Here is a 15,687-nt window from a genome sequence, read left to right on the forward strand (position 1 = left end):
CAAAGCTTGTTGAAATGCCGCGCAACCTTGCCTGATCGGCACAGGCCGCATCATGACAACAATTCAAAAACAGGAGCAGCTAGCGCCTGCTTTTATTACAGTACAGCTTTAAAAAAGCTTGAAACCGTTGGAATAAAGGCACATGGCGCTCATTTATTGATGAACATCATTGCTCTATAAAAAAAGGAGCCCCAAAAGGGCTCCTTTGCCAACGTCGGTGACGGGTCCTCAGACCTTCCACTTCTCCGCAAGCTTTTCAGGATTCAGCGTGTCATAGCCTTCGAAAGGCTGGTGAATCCAGGGGTTGGTGGCCAGGAAGTCCACCGAATAGTCAGGCTCGAAGGTCGACACGCCCTTGGTCCAGATCACGGCACTGCGCAGCTCGGTGATCGGTGCGTAGTTGGTCTTGAGCATGGCGATCACGGCCTTGAGCGTGGCGCCCGAATCAGCCAGATCGTCCACCAGCAGCACGCGGCCGGAAATATCGCCCTTGGGCGTGGCGATGAAGCGGCCGATGTCCAGATGGCCCTGCACCGTGCCGGCTTCGGCGCGGTAGGAGCTGGTGGACATGATGGCCAGAGGCTTGTCGAAAATGCGGCTCAGGATGTCGCCGGGACGCAGACCACCGCGTGCCAGGCACAGGATGGTGTCGAATTCCCAGCCGGACTGGTGGATCTTGATGGCGAGCTTTTCGATGAGACCGTGGTACTCGTCGTAGCTCACATACAGGTGCTTACCGTCTTCTGTCAGCATGGGCACAGTTCCTTTGAAAGTTCAGTAAAACCCGGCCCGATCAGGCGGCGCTGTACGGGTTGTGCATCAGGATGGTGTGGTCGCGGTCGGGGCTGGTGGATACCATCGCAATGGGCACACCGGTCACTTCGGCGATACGGTCCAGATAACGGCGAGCATTCACGGGCAGCTTGTCGTACTCGGTCACACCCACGGTGGAGTCTGTCCAGCCGGGGATGGATTCGTAGATGGGCTTGCAGCGCTCGATATCGTCCGCACCCAGAGGCAGCAGGTCGATCTTCTCGCCGTCCAGCTCGTAGCCCACGCACAGTTGCAGTTCTTCGATGCCGTCCAGCACGTCCAGCTTGGTGATGCACAGACCGGACAGACCGTTGATCTGGGCCGAACGCTTGAGCAGCGCAGCATCGAACCAGCCGCAGCGGCGCGAGCGGCCGGTGGTCACGCCCTTCTCAGCGCCCACGGTGGACATGACCCAGCCGGGAGTGCCTTCCTTTTCCCATTCCAGCTCGGTAGGGAAGGGACCACCGCCCACACGGGTGCAGTAAGCCTTGGTGATGCCCAGGATGTAGTGCAGCAGACCCGGGCCCACGCCAGCGCCTGCGGCGGCATTGCCAGCCACACAGTTGGACGATGTGACATAGGGATAGGTGCCGTGATCCACGTCCAGCAGCGTGCCTTGCGCGCCTTCGAACAGCAGGTTGCCGCCTTCGGCGTGCACCGCATTGAGCTCGCGCGACACGTCGGCAATCATGGGCTTGAGCAGCTCGGCATGACGCATGGCTTCTTCGTACACGGCGTCGAACTGAACTTCGCCGTCCTTCATATAGGGAGCCAGGCCGGCACCGAAGTCGAAGTTCTTGGAACCCAGCACATTCACCAGAATGTGGTTGTGCAGGCTCAGCAGCTCGCGCAGCTTGGTGGCGAAGCGCTCGGGGTGCTTCAGGTCCTGCACGCGCAGCGCGCGGCGGGCGATCTTGTCTTCGTAGGAGGGGCCGATGCCCTTGCCGGTGGTACCGATCTTCTGCACGCCACCCTTTTCACGGGCCGCTTCACGGGCCACGTCCAGAGCCTGGTGGAAAGGCAGGATCAGCGGGCAGGCTTCGGACACGCGCAGGCGCTCACGCACTTGCACGCCGGCCTTTTCCAGACCTTCGATTTCTTCAAACAGCTTGCCCACGGAGAGCACCACACCGTTGCCGATGTAGCACTTCACGCCGGGACGCATGATGCCGCTGGGAATCAGGTGCAGAGCCGTCTTCACGCCGTTGATGACCAGTGTGTGACCGGCGTTGTGACCGCCCTGGAAACGCACGACGCCGTTGGCGCTCTCGGTCAGCCAGTCGACCAGCTTGCCCTTGCCCTCATCACCCCACTGGGTGCCGACGACGACCACATTGCGACCTTTGGATGTATTCATATTCCAATCCGATAAATCGAAGAATTAGTCAAATGCCTTGAATGGCTTGCACGACCCATTGCCCGCCGACATTGGCAAGCTCACGGTCGCAGTGGAACTCATCCACTTCGCTTTCATGCCCTGGCAGCACGCAGACCACCGTCTCGCCCTGCTGGCGCAATGCGGCAATGGCGGCAGCCACTTGCGCGTCATCACCCCAGGGGGCGCGAATGGCAGCCTTGAGCGGACGCTCGGGCACGACAGCCACCAGTTGTTTGATATCGAGACTGAAGCCGGCAGCTGGACGATTGCGCCCGAACACTGCACCGACTTCGTCGTAACGGCCACCGCGCACCAAGGCATCGCTGCCGCCAGGCACATAGATCGCAAAGCGCGTGCCGCTGTAGTAGGAGTAGCCACGCAGATCGGCCAGGTCGAAGCTGACCTTGACGCCATCCAGATGCTGCACCAGCCAGCGCAAATGTGACAGCACATTGCGCACGCCTGCAGTGCGCTCCAGCCGCTTTTCAGCCTGGTCGAGCACTTCCATCCCGCCGTACAACTGCAGCAGCGCCATCAGGCCCTCACGCGAGGCTTCGGGGAAATCGCGGGTCAGCTGAGCCAGCTCGGTTGCATCCTTGGAGGCCAGGGCCGCATGCACGCCGCGCAGCACCTGCACGTCCACCATCACGCCGGCCAGCAGGCTGCGCACGATGCGTACATCGGCCAGATCCACGATGACGTCCTTGACGCCCGCTCCCTTGAGGCAGTCGAGAGCCAGATGCAGGGCTTCGAGATCGGCTTCCAGGCCTTCATGGCCGTAGATTTCTGCACCGAACTGGAGCGGCTCACGCGTGGCACGCGGACGCTCGGGGCGCGCATGAACGACAGGACCGCAGTAGCACAGACGGGTTATGCCCTTGCGATTGAGCAAATGTGCATCAATGCGTGCCACCTGCTGCGTCATGTCTGCACGCAGGCCCATGGTGCGACCGGAGAGCTGGTCAATCAGTTTGGAGGTTTGAAGGGCAAGAGCTTCGCCTGTACCCGTCAGCAAGGACTCCAGATACTCCAGCATGGGTGGCATGACAAGCTCATAGCCATAGCTGCGCGCAGTATCGAGCAATCCTCGACGCAATTCTTCGATGTGCCGTGCCTCGGAGGGCAAAACATCGGCAATGTGATCCGGCAGGACCCAAGCAGACATGGAGAAATGGGGAGGCTGTTAAAAATGCGATTCTACCGGCTTTGCCAGCCCTGCCCAATTTGACCGCTAAGGCCTAGCCAGTATCGGCAGTATTTAAAGCAGCACCAGCATGATGGCGCCTGCTGCGATACAGAGCAATCCGCAAAAGCGCAGCTGCCCATCCCTGAGTTGCAACAACTGGGAAAACAGCTGGCGCCACAGCCCGGGCGCGAACAGGGGTAGCAGCCCCTCCAGCACCAGCAGCATGGCGATCGCCAGTCCCAGGATCTCCCACCAGTCCATTGCCCCCCCAATAGGCAATGGCCCTCAAGGGGCCATTGTTTGTATCGTTGTCAAAGCTTTCCGAACTTGCGCAAACAAGGATGCACAACAGGCATTTCTATCGGCAAAACACCATGCCTGATCCGAATTTGCGCAAGCCAAGGCCTATTTGCCAGCGGAGCCGCCACTGCGATATGCCTTGAAGAAGTCGCTTTGCGAGGGATCTAGCACCAGCACATCGCTCTTCTTGGAGAAGCTCTCCTTGTAAGCATCCAGACTGCGATAGAACTGCGCAAACTGCGGATCCTTGCCAAAGGCTTCTGCGTAGACCCGTGCCGCTTCAGCATCGCCCTCACCCTTGATCTTCTGTGCATCGCGGTAGGCATTGGCAATGGTGATGTCACGTTGACGGTCGGCCTCGGCGCGAATCTTTTCACCCTCAGCCGCGCCTGTGGAGCGCAACTCGTTGGCCACGCGCTTGCGTTCGGCCTCCATACGGCGATAGACGGACTCGGTGATGGTCTCGGCATAGTCCACGCGAGTGATGCGCACATCGACGATGTCGACACCCCAGGGCTTGGAGCCGCGCACGGTTTCCAGCACTTCACGCTTGACGTCGGCCATCAGCGTTTCACGCTTGGAAGACAGCAGCTCACGCACGGTGCGGCGGTTGATCTCTTCCTGAAAGGCATTGCGCACCACACGGTTGAGCTGCATGGCACCGGCAGATTCATCCAGACCCACGTTACGGATGTATTCCGAAGGCTCGGAGATGCGCCAGCGCACATACCAGTCGATGACCACGCGCTGCTTTTCAGCCGTGAGCATGGGCTCGGTATCGGTGCTGTCGAGCGTCAGCAGACGCTTGTCGATGTAGCGCACATTCTGCAGCGGTGGCGGCAGCTTGAAGTTAAGCCCGGGCTCGGTGATCACTTCCTTGATCTGACCCAGCGCATAGACCACACCGAACTGACGCTGATCCACGACAAACAGGGTCGAGCTCAGCAAGGCCAGCACCACGAGAATGCTGGTGACAAAAAATCCGATTCGATTCACTGCATTCTCTCCTAGCGTGCGTCACGGTCACGGCTGCGCGCATCGCGGCTGCGAGCGTCACCGGCGGGATTGGGTACTACACGTACGTTGGCAGGAGCCGAAGCTGCGCCGCCTGCAGCTGCATCACCCGACGCAGCGGGAGCAGCGGCGCTGCCACCCACGTTCTGCATGATCTTGTCCAGAGGCAGGTACAGCAGATTGGAGCCCTGGCGCGACTCCACCAGAACCTTGGTCACGCTGGTGTAGACCTGCTGCATCGCATCGATGTAGAGACGGTCGCGTGTGACCTGAGGAGCCTTCTGGTACTCGGAATACAGCGAACTGAAGCGTCCGGCATCACCCTGAGCCTGGGCCACGATCTTGGACTTGTAGGCTGCTGCCTCCTCACCCAGACGCGCCGCGGCACCCGCAGCACGAGGCACCACATCGTTGGCATAAGCCTGGGCCTCATTCTTGGCGCGCTCACGCTCCTGACCAGCCTTGAGCACATCGTCAAACGAGGCCTGCACCTGCTCGGGCGGCCGCACGCCGCCTTGCTGCATATTGATGCCCACCACCTCAACGCCCACCTTGTAGCGATCCAGAATGGACTGCATCAGATCGCGTACTCGCGGCGCGATCTGGTCACGCTCCTCAGCCAAAGCCGCGTCCATCTTCATCTTGCCGACGACTTCACGCACAGCGGACTCTGCCACCTGGATCACGGCCTCGGAAGGACTGCGGCTCTCGAACAGCCATGCTCGCGCATCGCTCAGGCGGTACTGCACGGCAAACTTGATCTCGACGATGTTCTCGTCCTCGGTCAGCATTGCCGATTCACGCAGCCCCGTGCTGCGCACGATGTTGTCGCTCCCCACCTCCGCAGAGCGAATCTGCGAAACATAGACCAGCTCATGCTTTTGAACAGGATAAGGCAGGCGCCAGTTGAAGCCCGCTCCCACGGTGCTCTTGTACTTGCCGAACTGCGTGATGACGGCCTGCTGGCCTTCCTGCACGATGAAAAAGCCCGTACCCAGCCAGATCAGCACGGCCACGCCGGCAATCAGGAAAATTCCTTTGCCAGGGTTGAAAGGCTCGCCAGGCTGACCGCCGCTGCGGCTGGGGGGCACACCACGGCCGTTGCCGGAGCCACCACCGAACAGGCCGGAAAGCTTGCGATTGAGATCACGCCACACCTCTTCCAGATCAGGCGGCTGGCCTTGCTGAGGAGAGGAAGGACGGGGTCGCTGCTCGGGTGCGGGCGGCATCGGAGGACGCTCCCCTTCGGGTGCCGAGCTGTCCGGCTTGGAACCATCTTCGTTGTTGTTATCGCCACGACCCCAGCGCGGATCGTTCAAATTGAACATCCCGCGAATGCGTTGCGGCAGCACCGCCAGGCGATGGACGCGTTGTGAAAAATTCATGCGAGACGTCTCTGTGTTTTCAAAAAGACATGGACCATGGCAAGCATTGTGCCCAATAGGAACGCAAGCCCCTAGTATTGCGCGTCGTCATCAGGGGACATCCAGTACGTATCGTCCTGCCCCTCGACTTCTTCGCGTGCCGCCTCTTCACGTACCTGCAAAACCCGGTCAGCCAACATCTGCCGCAGCTGCGCCAGCCCCTGCCCCGAGCGAGCACTGACAAACACACGCGGCACCGGCGTGCCATCGAGCTCATACATATCCTGCAGCATGGCAGGCTGACGCTCGGGCTCAATGGCATCCAGCTTGTTGAAAACCAGAATCTGGGGCACATCATCGGCCCCGATTTCACCCAGAACTTTTTGGACTTGTTGTATTTGTTCGGGGAATCCGGGGTTCGATGCATCCACGACATGCAGCAGCAGATCGGCGTCAATCGCCTCCTGCAAGGTGGCCTGGAAAGCATCCACCAGACCGTGCGGCAAGTCACGAATAAAACCGACGGTATCCGACAGGGAAACCGACTCCTCGGCCTCCGCCAGATACATCTGCCGGGTGGTGGTATCCAGCGTGGCAAACAGCTGATCTGCGGCATAGGCGCGAGCCTTCACCATGGCATTGAACAGCGTGGATTTGCCGGCATTGGTATAGCCAACCAGGGAAATGTTGAAAACTTCGCGACGCGAGCGCTGGCGCCTCTGCGTAGAGCGCTGCTTTTTGACCTTTTTCAGGCGCTCCTTGGTGCGCTTGATGGCATCGTCAATCATGCGGCGGTCAAGCTCGATCTGCTTTTCACCGGGGCCGCCACGGCCACCGATACCGCCAGCCTGACGCTCCAGGTGACTCCAGCGGCGCACCAGGCGCGTGCTGATGTATTGCAGGCGAGCCAGCTCCACCTGCAGCTTGCCTTCATGACTGCGTGCACGCTGGGCGAAGATTTCCAGAATCAGCATGGTCCGGTCGTTGACCGGCATCTGGATATGGCGCTCCAGATTGCGCTGCTGCGCCGGGCTCAGAGCCTGGTCGAACCAGACTTCCTTGGCGCCGTGCATCTGGGCCAGCATGCGGATCTCATCCGCCTTGCCACTGCCCACGAACAACGCAGGATCGGGAGCTTTGCGCTTGCAGGTCAAGCGCGCCACGGGTTGCAAGCCAGCGGTCTGTGCCAGCAGGCCCAGCTCTTCCAGCTCGTCATCGAAATGGGGAACACCAAAATCCACGCCCACCAGCAGCACTGGCGCAGACGCGGAACGTTCAAAGGATTCAGAACTCAAATACCTGTCCCGTAGGGTAAGAGCCGCGCCGGACTAGCCGGCGGGCGTTGACGCAAGAAAGCTTAGGCAGCAGCGGCGTCGTTGTCAGCCGGAGTAGCGGCCGAGAAGTTCACGGCACGACCGGGAACGATGGTGGAGATGGCGTGCTTGTATACCATCTGGGTCACAGTGTTGCGCAGAAGCACCACATATTGGTCGAACGACTCGATTTGGCCCTGCAGCTTGATGCCGTTGACCAGATAGATGGAGACCGGCACATGTTCACGACGCAGTGCGTTCAGGAACGGATCTTGGAGGAGTTGACCTTTATTGCTCACGATATTCTCCGTGTTCGAAGAGTGTTGTTGTAAACCGACACATTACCACAGGGCCCGGGAAAAACAGCGAAAAGGGTTTTCCCGCAGGCACCAGCAGACAGCTATTAATCCTTGTCGGCGTAAGGATTATGGGAGGTTTTCAAGTCGATACGCAACGGGGTGCCGACAAGATTGAACTCCTTGCGGAAACGACCTTCCAGAAAGCGCTTGTACGCATCGGTGACCAGTTCCAGCGAGTTGCCATGGATCACGATGATGGGCGGGTTCATGCCTCCCTGGTGGGCATAGCGCATCTTGGGACGATAGGCTCCCACCTTCTTGGGCGTCTGGAACTGGATCGACTCCATCAGAATGCGGGTCAGCACAGGAGTAGGCATCTTGCAGGTGGCTGCACGATGGGCCTGGATGATGGATTTCCACAGCGGCTCGAGACCCTGGCGCTTTTGCGCCGAGATGAAGTGCAGCGGCGCAAACTTCAGGAAGGACAGGCGCGTCTCGATGGAGCGCTCCAGCATCTGACGCTGGTAGTCATCCACGGCATCCCATTTGTTGATGCCCAGCACGACCGAGCGGCCGCTTTCCAGGATATAGCCCGCAATATGGGCGTCCTGGTCGGTCACGCCTTGCGTGGCATCGATCAGCAGCAGCACGACGTTGGCACCTTCGATGGCCTGCAGCGTCTTGACCACCGAGAATTTCTCGATGGCTTCAAATACCTTGCCCTTGCGGCGCAGACCGGCTGTATCGATCAGCTCGAACTTCTGGCCATTGCGCTCGAAAGGCACGGTGATCGCATCGCGCGTGGTGCCGGGCATGTCAAAAGCCACCAGGCGCTCTTCACCCAGCCAGGTATTGATCAGCGTGGACTTGCCGGCGTTGGGACGACCTGCCACTGCCAGACGCACGGGCTTCTGGTCTTCCTCGCCAAAGACCTCTTCTTCAGGCTCGGGCAGATTCAGCAGACCCAGAGCCGCATCCACCAGGCTGCGCACACCCTGACCATGGGCTGCGGACACAGGCATGACCTCGCCGAGGCCCAGCTCATAGAACTCGGACAGGTGCACGCCGTCCTTCATGCCTTCGGCCTTGTTGGCCACCAGCAACGTGGGCTTGCCCAGGCGGCGCAGGTAGTTGCCGATTTCGTGATCCTGACCGGACAGACCGGCGCGCGCATCCAGCACGAAGATCACGACATCGGCTTCCGCCACGGCTTGCTGCGTCTGCTTGGCCATCTCCTTGAAGATGCCGCGCGATGCGTCCGGCTCGAAACCGCCCGTATCGATGACGATGTACTCATGCTTGCCCTGACGGCCCTGGCCGTAATGGCGGTCACGCGTCAGCCCTGCAAAGTCGGCGACGATGGCATCCCTCGACTTGGTGAGTCGATTGAACAGCGTCGACTTGCCCACATTGGGGCGCCCTACCAGGGCAATAACTGGCTTCATTCCAAAAACAACCTATCAATCCGGCTTGAAGCCATACACAGTTCCGCTTCGGCTGACGACCACCAGAGTATTGGCGGCAACAACCGGGGAAGTGGCAACTCCTGCCTTGTCAGTTTCCAAACGGGCCAGTGCAGAGCCGTCCTCACGCGAGAGCATATGCACTGTCCCCAAATCATCGGCCAGCACCACGGAGCGGCCCAGCACCAGAGGCGCCGCCAGCTTGCGGTACTGCAGCTTGTCGATGGACCACAGACGCTGACCGTCTGCGCGATTCCATGCCTGTACCGTGCCATTGCTTTCGGCACCGAACACAGCCTGCTCGTCACCGGCCACGCCGTCGCTGCCCTTGGAGGTCTGCGTCCAGCGCACATTGGCCGCGCTCACGTCCACGCACCCCACCGAGGCCTGGAAGGCGCGTGCGCAGACGCTGCTGCCCACACGGCTGACGGGTCCGACCAGATCCACCAGTCGCTCCACATCGTTGGTGCCGCGCGGTGCGGCCAGAGGCGCCATCCAGCGCACCGAGCCATTGTCGGGATCGACACCGGCCAGACGTCCGGACACGCCTACAACCAGATTATTACCAACGGCCTGCAAAACGCCTGGCTGTCGCAAAATAAGCGGCTCATTGCTGGGGCCTTCAACCGACCACAGCTCGCGACCCGTGTTGGCATCGAAGGCTGCCAGAGAACGGTCAGCCGCCATCACGAACACGCGCCCGCCTGCCACCAGGGGCGGCGTATAGACTGCTGCAGTCAGATTGTTCTTCCACAGCTGCTTGCCTTCGGCAAACACCATGAGCTGGTTGCTGCGTGTAACCACCGCTGTGCGCTGTCCGTCGCTGCCCACGCCGGTGGTCAGCGGCTCGCCCGCACTGAACTTGCCCAGCTGGCTGCCGGTATTGCCATCAAGCGTCGTGACGCTGCCATCCTTGGTGACCACGGTGACAGTATTGCCCTGCACCAGAGCAGGCATGGCCAGAGGCACTTCGCTGCCGAGCTTGGCAGACCAAGCCTGATGCACCGCAATCTTGCCGGGATTGGGCCCCAGGTCCAGAGGCTTGGGCTTGTCCTTGCTGCCGAACATGGAGCAGGCAGCCAGCGACGCGGCCACAGCAGTCAGCACCAGCACACGGGCTGCGGATTGCGCTGCAGGGGCAGCGGACTTCACTTGATGGGCAAAAGTCTTCAAGATTATTTCTCCGACGGCGTTGTCTTGACCAGGGTCGCGGCTTCAGGAGCCACGCCCAGCGCATTCAGCTTGAATTCCACCAGATGGCGGTAGTCCAGATCCTTGTCCAGTGCCTTGTAGGCAGCCTGGTACTGGGCAACCGCCTCAGCCTGCTTGCCCTGCGCGACATACAGATCGCCACGGCGATCAGCCTTCAGACCGGCATAGGACTCGGGCATGGCCGCCTCAAGCACCTTCAGGCCTTCGTCATAGCTTTTTTGCTGCTCCAGCACGGAAGACAGACGAATGCGAGCGAGGGCCTTGAAGCTTTCGTCGCCCTTGTCTGCCACCCAGCTCAGCTGAGCCTTGGCGTCATCGAGCTTGCCGGCATCCACCGAAGCCTTGGCCACCAGCAACGCCGTCTGGGCAGCCTGCGCTGTACCCGAGTACTTGTCCTTGAGTTCGCTGAGAGCCAGATCGGCACGAGCTGCATCCTTGGCCGTGAGTGCCTGGTCCACCGCGAACTCCAGCGCCGAAGCCTGGGTCGCCTGACGCTTTTGCCAGTATTGCCAGCCATTCCAGCCGGCCAATCCGAGAAAGACCACGACCAGCACGCTGGTGATCAGAGTTCCCCAGGAATTCCAGAAATGCTTGAGCTGCTCAATTTGCTCTTGTTCTTCAAGATCGAGATGATTTGCCATGGCTACTTAGATTGTGTGGAACGCTGGTCGGAAAACGAGGAGCGGAAAATCAAACCGCCGATTTTAGGCTGCCGGCCCACAGGGCCACGTCCGCCAGAGCTTGCTGCACCTGCTGGCCTTCGCCGTCGCGCAGCGACTTCACGGTGACCTTGCCCTGGGCCAGCTCGTCAGCGCCGAAGATCAGGGCATAGCGTGCACCCGAGCCATCGGCCTTCTTGAACTGGGACTTCATCGAGCCCATGCCCTCGGCCGAGCCGCCGGCCGCTGCATGCATCTGAACCGCCACACCGGCTGCACGCAGCTGCTGCACGGTCTTGAAGACCTGAGGCAGCGCCGAGGCGTCTGGAATGATGGCGTAGACATCGGCTGCGGGCAGGGGAATCTCTGCCCCCACCTCCTTGAGCACTTCGAGCACGCGCTCGACACCCATGCCCCAGCCCACGGCCGGAGCGGGCTTGCCGCCGATTTCCTCGATCAGATAGTCGTAACGACCACCGCCGCAGATGGTGCCTTGCGAGCCCAGCTTGTCGGTAATGAACTCGAACACCGTGAGGTTGTAGTAGTCCATGCCGCGCACCAGACGCGGGTTCAGGCTCCATGCCACATCGTTGGCATCCAGGATGTCCTGCACAGCCTTCAGATGCGCCCTGGATGCGTCACCCAGGTAGTCCATCAGCTTGGGAGCTGCGTTGACCATATCCTGCATGGCCGGATTCTTGGTATCCAGCACTCGCAGCGGGTTGCTGTACATGCGGCGCTTGGCTTCCTCGTCCATCACATCGGTATGCTGCTCGAAGTAGGCAACCAGGGCTGCGCGATGGGCTTTGCGCTCCTCGGGCTGTCCCAGGCTGTTGAGCTCCAGGCGCACACCGTCGATGCCCAGTTCCTTCCACAGCTGCACAGCCAGCAAAATCACCTCGGCATCCAGCTCTGGACCGGCAAAGCCCATGGCCTCCACACCAACCTGATGAAACTGGCGATAGCGGCCGCGCTGGGGACGTTCGTGGCGGAACATCTGGCCGATGTAGAACAGACGCTTGCCGCCTTCGTAGAGGAGATTGTTTTCCACGACCGAGCGCACGACGCCGGCCGTACCTTCGGGGCGCAGGGTCAGGTGCTCGCCGTTGAGCTTGTCCTCAAAGGAGTACATCTCCTTCTCGACGATATCGGTCACCTCGCCCAGGCCGCGCACGAACAGGGCCGTGGGCTCGACGATGGGGGTGCGGATATTGCGATAGGCAAAGCGCCCCATCAGATCGCGCACCTTGGCTTCAAACCATTCCCAACGCGCCGAGTCGGGAGGAAGGATGTCGTTCATGCCTTTGACGGCAGTCAGTTTTTCGTTCTTGGCCACGTGAAATCTCACACTTGGGTCACTAGCAAAACGAGAGCACATTGCGCCTGGCAACTATGCCTTCTAGCTAGAAACCTAATTCAAATCCATACAGATAGTGCGCAAGCAGCTATCAATTCCAAAGTCTTGGCTCGCTGGCATTGTGCCAGCAAGCGCAATCACCACCCGCATGCCGGGCCGCTGCAAGCGCTCGATTCGCTCAGGCCTTCTGGCCGTAGCGGCGCTGCACATATTCCAGCACCAGGGTCTGGAACTCCTCGGCGATATGTTCGCCGCGCAGCGTCAAGGCTTTCTCGCCATCGATGAACACCGGTGCCGCAGGCGCCTCGCCATTGCCGGGCAGGCTGATGCCGATGTCGGCATGCTTGCTCTCGCCGGGGCCGTTGACGATGCAACCCATCACCGCCACCTTCATGGCTTCCACGCCAGGGAACTGGGTGCGCCAGAGCGGCATTTCACCGCGCAGAAAATCGTCGATCCTCTTGGCCAGTTCCTGGAAGGTGGTGCTGGTGGTGCGGCCGCAGCCCGGGCAGGCGGTGACGCTGGGCACGAACACGCGCAGCCCCAGGGCCTGCAGGATTTCGGAAGCCACCACGACCTCCTGCGTGCGCGCTTCACCGGGCTGGGGCGTGAGCGAGACGCGAATCGTGTCGCCAATGCCCTCTTGCAGCAGCACCGACAGCGCAGCGGTGGATGCCACCGTGCCCTTGGTGCCCATGCCGGCCTCGGTCAGACCCAGATGCAGCGCATAGTCGCAGCGGCGCGCCAGCTCTCGATAGACCGAGATCAGATCCTGCACGCCGCTGACCTTGCAGGACAGGATGATGTTGTCGGGATTCAGGCCGATATTCCTGGCAAGCTCGGCCGAGCTGATGGCCGAGGTGATCAGTGCCTCGTACATGACCTGGCGCGTTTCCCAGGGCTGGGCACGCTTGCTGTTCTGGTCCATCAGCTCGGCCATGATTTCCTGGTCGAGCGAGCCCCAGTTCACGCCGATGCGCACGGCCTTGTCGTACTTGGCGGCGATCTCGATCATCTGACCGAACTGCTTGTCCTTCTTGTCGCCCTTGCCCACATTGCCAGGGTTGATGCGGTACTTGGACAGCGCCTGGGCGCAGTCGGGATAGTCGGTCAGCAGACGGTGGCCGTTGTAGTGGAAGTCGCCCACCAGCGGAACATACTCGCCCATGCGGTCGAGCTGCTCGCGGATATAGGGCACGGCTGCCGCCGCCTCGGGCGTGTTCACCGTGATGCGAACCATCTCCGAGCCGGCCTGGGCCAGCTGGCGCACCTGGATGGCGGTCTCCACCGCATCCACGGTATCGGTATTGGTCATGGACTGCACGCGCACGGGCGCATCGCCCCCGACGGTGACCACGTTGTTGCGCCACGCCACACGGGCCTGGCGCGATTTGCGCGGCAGCGGGCTGGCGATGGCTATCGCCTGGCTGAGCTGCTGCGAGCTTTGAGAATCTTGCACTCTTGTTTACCTCGAACGGTTACTTCACCTCGAAGCGAGCCACATTGTCGCGTGTGCTCGAGATATCGAAGGGTTCGCCACGTACCGTCACCTGCGTGCCCTTGGCATTGCCCACAATCACCGACAGGGGCAACTGACCTTCGGCAGTCGCAGATTCATCCTTGGACAGGGTCTTTTCCAGCACCACCTTGCCAGCACCATCCCTGACCTTGACCCAGGACTGGCCAGTATTCACCTTCAGCACCAGCAGGCCGGCAGCGCCGGTCGCGGGCGTGGCTGCCTCGGCGACCGGGGCTGCGGTTTGGGCCGCTGCCACAGGTGCGGAAACGCTTGCTGCAGCGCCATCGCCAGGCATGCCGGCAGCACCAGCAACCGGTACAGACTCTGTCACCGTCGCCGCAGGTGTGGCAGAACTGCCCTGTGCACCGCCCTCGGCGGGGGCAAGCGGTTCTGCAGCCGGAGCGCTCGCCGCAGCCGTCTGGCCAGACTGGGCCTGAGCCGGCGCTGGCGCGCCTGCCCCATCGGCGCCGTCCACCATCTGATGGAATGGCACAAAGTACACGGCAGCGGCAGCTGCCAGCAGAATCAGCACGCCTGCCGCGATCTTGCGAGAGCTGCTATTGCCGGAGTCCAGCGGCGTACCCGTGACCTTGAAGCTGCTGCGCACCTTGACGGTCTCGTTGATGCCAGGACCCGCATTGGCAAGGCTTTTGATCTCGCTGCGTGGCAGCTTGGCCAGCACCGATTCGGCATCGATATGCAAGGTCCGGCACATCCCCATGGCCAGAGCACGCATGAACACATGATCGGGAAAGGCCGCATAGTCATCGGCCTCCAGCGCTTCCAGCTTGTGCTGCGGCACCTTCAATGTCGCAGCCATCACGGGCAACTGCATCCGGGCTGCTTCCCGTGCCTGACGCAACAAGACTCCGGCCGTGGCCTGACCCTGAGTTGGCACCTGCTCTTCGCTTTGCATAGTTTCCTCTTCCACCGCAGCCTCATTCATTGAAAGCTCCACGTTCATAGGCCAGCCACTGACGCGATTGAGGAAAACGCTCGTGCAACTGATCGGCCTGTTGACGCACTCCAATGTCGTCGTGCAATGCCCTGTCTATTTTGATCCCCAGCCAGAGGCTTTCCGCACTGGCCTGATTGCTATTGTTATTCAAGCGCCGGATGTAGAACTGCGCCTTCTTCAGATCACCTTTGAGCCAAAGCACATTTGCCAGGTTGTAGCCTGCGGCGGGGTTGCCCACATCCATCTCATAGGCACGAAACATGTTCTGGTAGGCCTGCTCCAACTGTCCTGCCTGCTGGTAGCACATGCCCTTGGCCAGCAGGGTCCTGGGCTGTTCACGGTAGCCCGGAGCCTGCAGGGCTCTATCAAACCACTGCTGGGCTGGGTCGAAATGCTTTTGCTGGCATTGCATCCAGCCGTAGTTGTGAATCTGGTTGCCGTCGCGCGGATTGAGATCCACGGCCTTGCGCATGGCGATCTCCGCCTGCGTCCAGTCCTGGTTCTGCATGAGGATCAGGCCCAGCAGGCCGTATGCATCGGCGTAATCGGGCTTGGCAGCCAAGGCCTGCCCCACCTCATCCATGGCCACATCCAGGCGCCCGGCCTGAAAGTAATTGGCAGCCAGCTCCAGGCGAATCTGGGCACGGCGACTGGCATCGGCGACCTGGGCACCGCCCGTGCCGACCACGGAAGCCTGGGGGACGGACGTAGAGGACGTGGTGGTGGTCGTTGTCGAAGTACAACCCACAAGTGCCGCGACCGCAACCGGTACCCCCCACCGGGCCAACAAGCCCCAATGTCGCCAAACCGGTCGCTGTACCACTGCCCTCATTGATTGTCCTTTATTCAAAA

Annotated in this window: 15 protein-coding genes; all 15 read right to left on the reverse strand. The window is 60.9% G+C overall.

The annotated features are described in order from the left end of the window. Positions 1 to 228: 228 nt before the first annotated feature. Positions 229 to 753, reverse strand: a complete 525-nt coding sequence (locus NOX35_RS18035) for a phosphoribosyltransferase (protein ID WP_003063794.1) — start codon at positions 751 to 753, stop codon at positions 229 to 231. 40 nt (positions 754 to 793) lie between these two features. Then, entirely contained in the window at positions 794 to 2,170 is a 1,377-nt protein-coding gene (locus tag NOX35_RS18040; protein ID WP_039048793.1) for an adenylosuccinate synthase, read from the reverse strand. Positions 2,171 to 2,198: 28 nt separating this feature from the next. Next, positions 2,199 to 3,356, reverse strand: a complete 1,158-nt coding sequence (locus tag NOX35_RS18045) for an ATP phosphoribosyltransferase regulatory subunit (protein WP_182283536.1) — start codon at positions 3,354 to 3,356, stop codon at positions 2,199 to 2,201. A gap of 93 nt (positions 3,357 to 3,449) precedes the next feature. Continuing rightward, positions 3,450 to 3,638 carry a DUF2065 family protein gene (locus NOX35_RS18050; RefSeq protein ID WP_012839168.1) on the reverse strand — a complete coding sequence of 63 codons (189 nt, stop codon included), beginning with the start codon at positions 3,636 to 3,638 and terminating at the stop codon, positions 3,450 to 3,452. A gap of 144 nt (positions 3,639 to 3,782) precedes the next feature. After that, complete coding sequence (hflC, locus tag NOX35_RS18055) at positions 3,783 to 4,673, reverse strand: protease modulator HflC (protein WP_003063801.1); 891 nt, start codon at positions 4,671 to 4,673, stop codon at positions 3,783 to 3,785. Positions 4,674 to 4,684: 11 nt separating this feature from the next. Beyond that, entirely contained in the window at positions 4,685 to 6,076 is a 1,392-nt protein-coding gene (hflK, locus tag NOX35_RS18060) for an FtsH protease activity modulator HflK (protein ID WP_182283537.1), read from the reverse strand. Between the two features lie 71 nt (positions 6,077 to 6,147). Further along, positions 6,148 to 7,311: a GTPase HflX gene (hflX, locus tag NOX35_RS18065; RefSeq protein WP_182287255.1), complete on the reverse strand. Its 1,164-nt coding sequence runs from the start codon at positions 7,309 to 7,311 to the stop codon at positions 6,148 to 6,150. Positions 7,312 to 7,412: 101 nt separating this feature from the next. After that, positions 7,413 to 7,667 (reverse strand): RNA chaperone Hfq, encoded by a 255-nt coding sequence (hfq, locus tag NOX35_RS18070; protein WP_012839170.1) that lies wholly within the window; start codon positions 7,665 to 7,667, stop codon positions 7,413 to 7,415. A 104-nt stretch (positions 7,668 to 7,771) separates the two neighbouring features. Then, positions 7,772 to 9,112 (reverse strand): ribosome biogenesis GTPase Der, encoded by a 1,341-nt coding sequence (gene der, locus NOX35_RS18075; RefSeq protein WP_182283538.1) that lies wholly within the window; start codon positions 9,110 to 9,112, stop codon positions 7,772 to 7,774. 15 nt (positions 9,113 to 9,127) lie between these two features. Then, complete coding sequence (gene bamB, locus NOX35_RS18080; protein ID WP_182283539.1) at positions 9,128 to 10,303, reverse strand: outer membrane protein assembly factor BamB; 1,176 nt, start codon at positions 10,301 to 10,303, stop codon at positions 9,128 to 9,130. A 2-nt stretch (positions 10,304 to 10,305) separates the two neighbouring features. Continuing rightward, entirely contained in the window at positions 10,306 to 10,983 is a 678-nt protein-coding gene (locus NOX35_RS18085; RefSeq protein WP_256494216.1) for a tetratricopeptide repeat protein, read from the reverse strand. 49 nt (positions 10,984 to 11,032) lie between these two features. Further along, the gene (gene hisS, locus NOX35_RS18090) at positions 11,033 to 12,301 is read right to left on the reverse strand and encodes a histidine--tRNA ligase (RefSeq protein WP_256496940.1); all 1,269 of its coding nucleotides are present in this window, start codon (positions 12,299 to 12,301) and stop codon (positions 11,033 to 11,035) included. Between the two features lie 235 nt (positions 12,302 to 12,536). After that, the gene (gene ispG / locus NOX35_RS18095) at positions 12,537 to 13,817 is read right to left on the reverse strand and encodes a flavodoxin-dependent (E)-4-hydroxy-3-methylbut-2-enyl-diphosphate synthase (RefSeq protein WP_256494217.1); all 1,281 of its coding nucleotides are present in this window, start codon (positions 13,815 to 13,817) and stop codon (positions 12,537 to 12,539) included. Between the two features lie 19 nt (positions 13,818 to 13,836). Then, complete coding sequence (locus NOX35_RS18100; RefSeq protein ID WP_182283543.1) at positions 13,837 to 14,823, reverse strand: helix-turn-helix domain-containing protein; 987 nt, start codon at positions 14,821 to 14,823, stop codon at positions 13,837 to 13,839. Continuing rightward, positions 14,816 to 15,667, reverse strand: a complete 852-nt coding sequence (gene pilW / locus NOX35_RS18105) for a type IV pilus biogenesis/stability protein PilW (protein WP_332839860.1) — start codon at positions 15,665 to 15,667, stop codon at positions 14,816 to 14,818. Before pilW ends, NOX35_RS18100 begins: the two co-directional genes overlap by 8 nt. Positions 15,668 to 15,687: the final 20 nt, after the last annotated feature.

The organism is Comamonas sp. C11, from assembly GCF_024496285.1.
Classification (GTDB): domain Bacteria; phylum Pseudomonadota; class Gammaproteobacteria; order Burkholderiales; family Burkholderiaceae_C; genus Comamonas; species Comamonas testosteroni_F.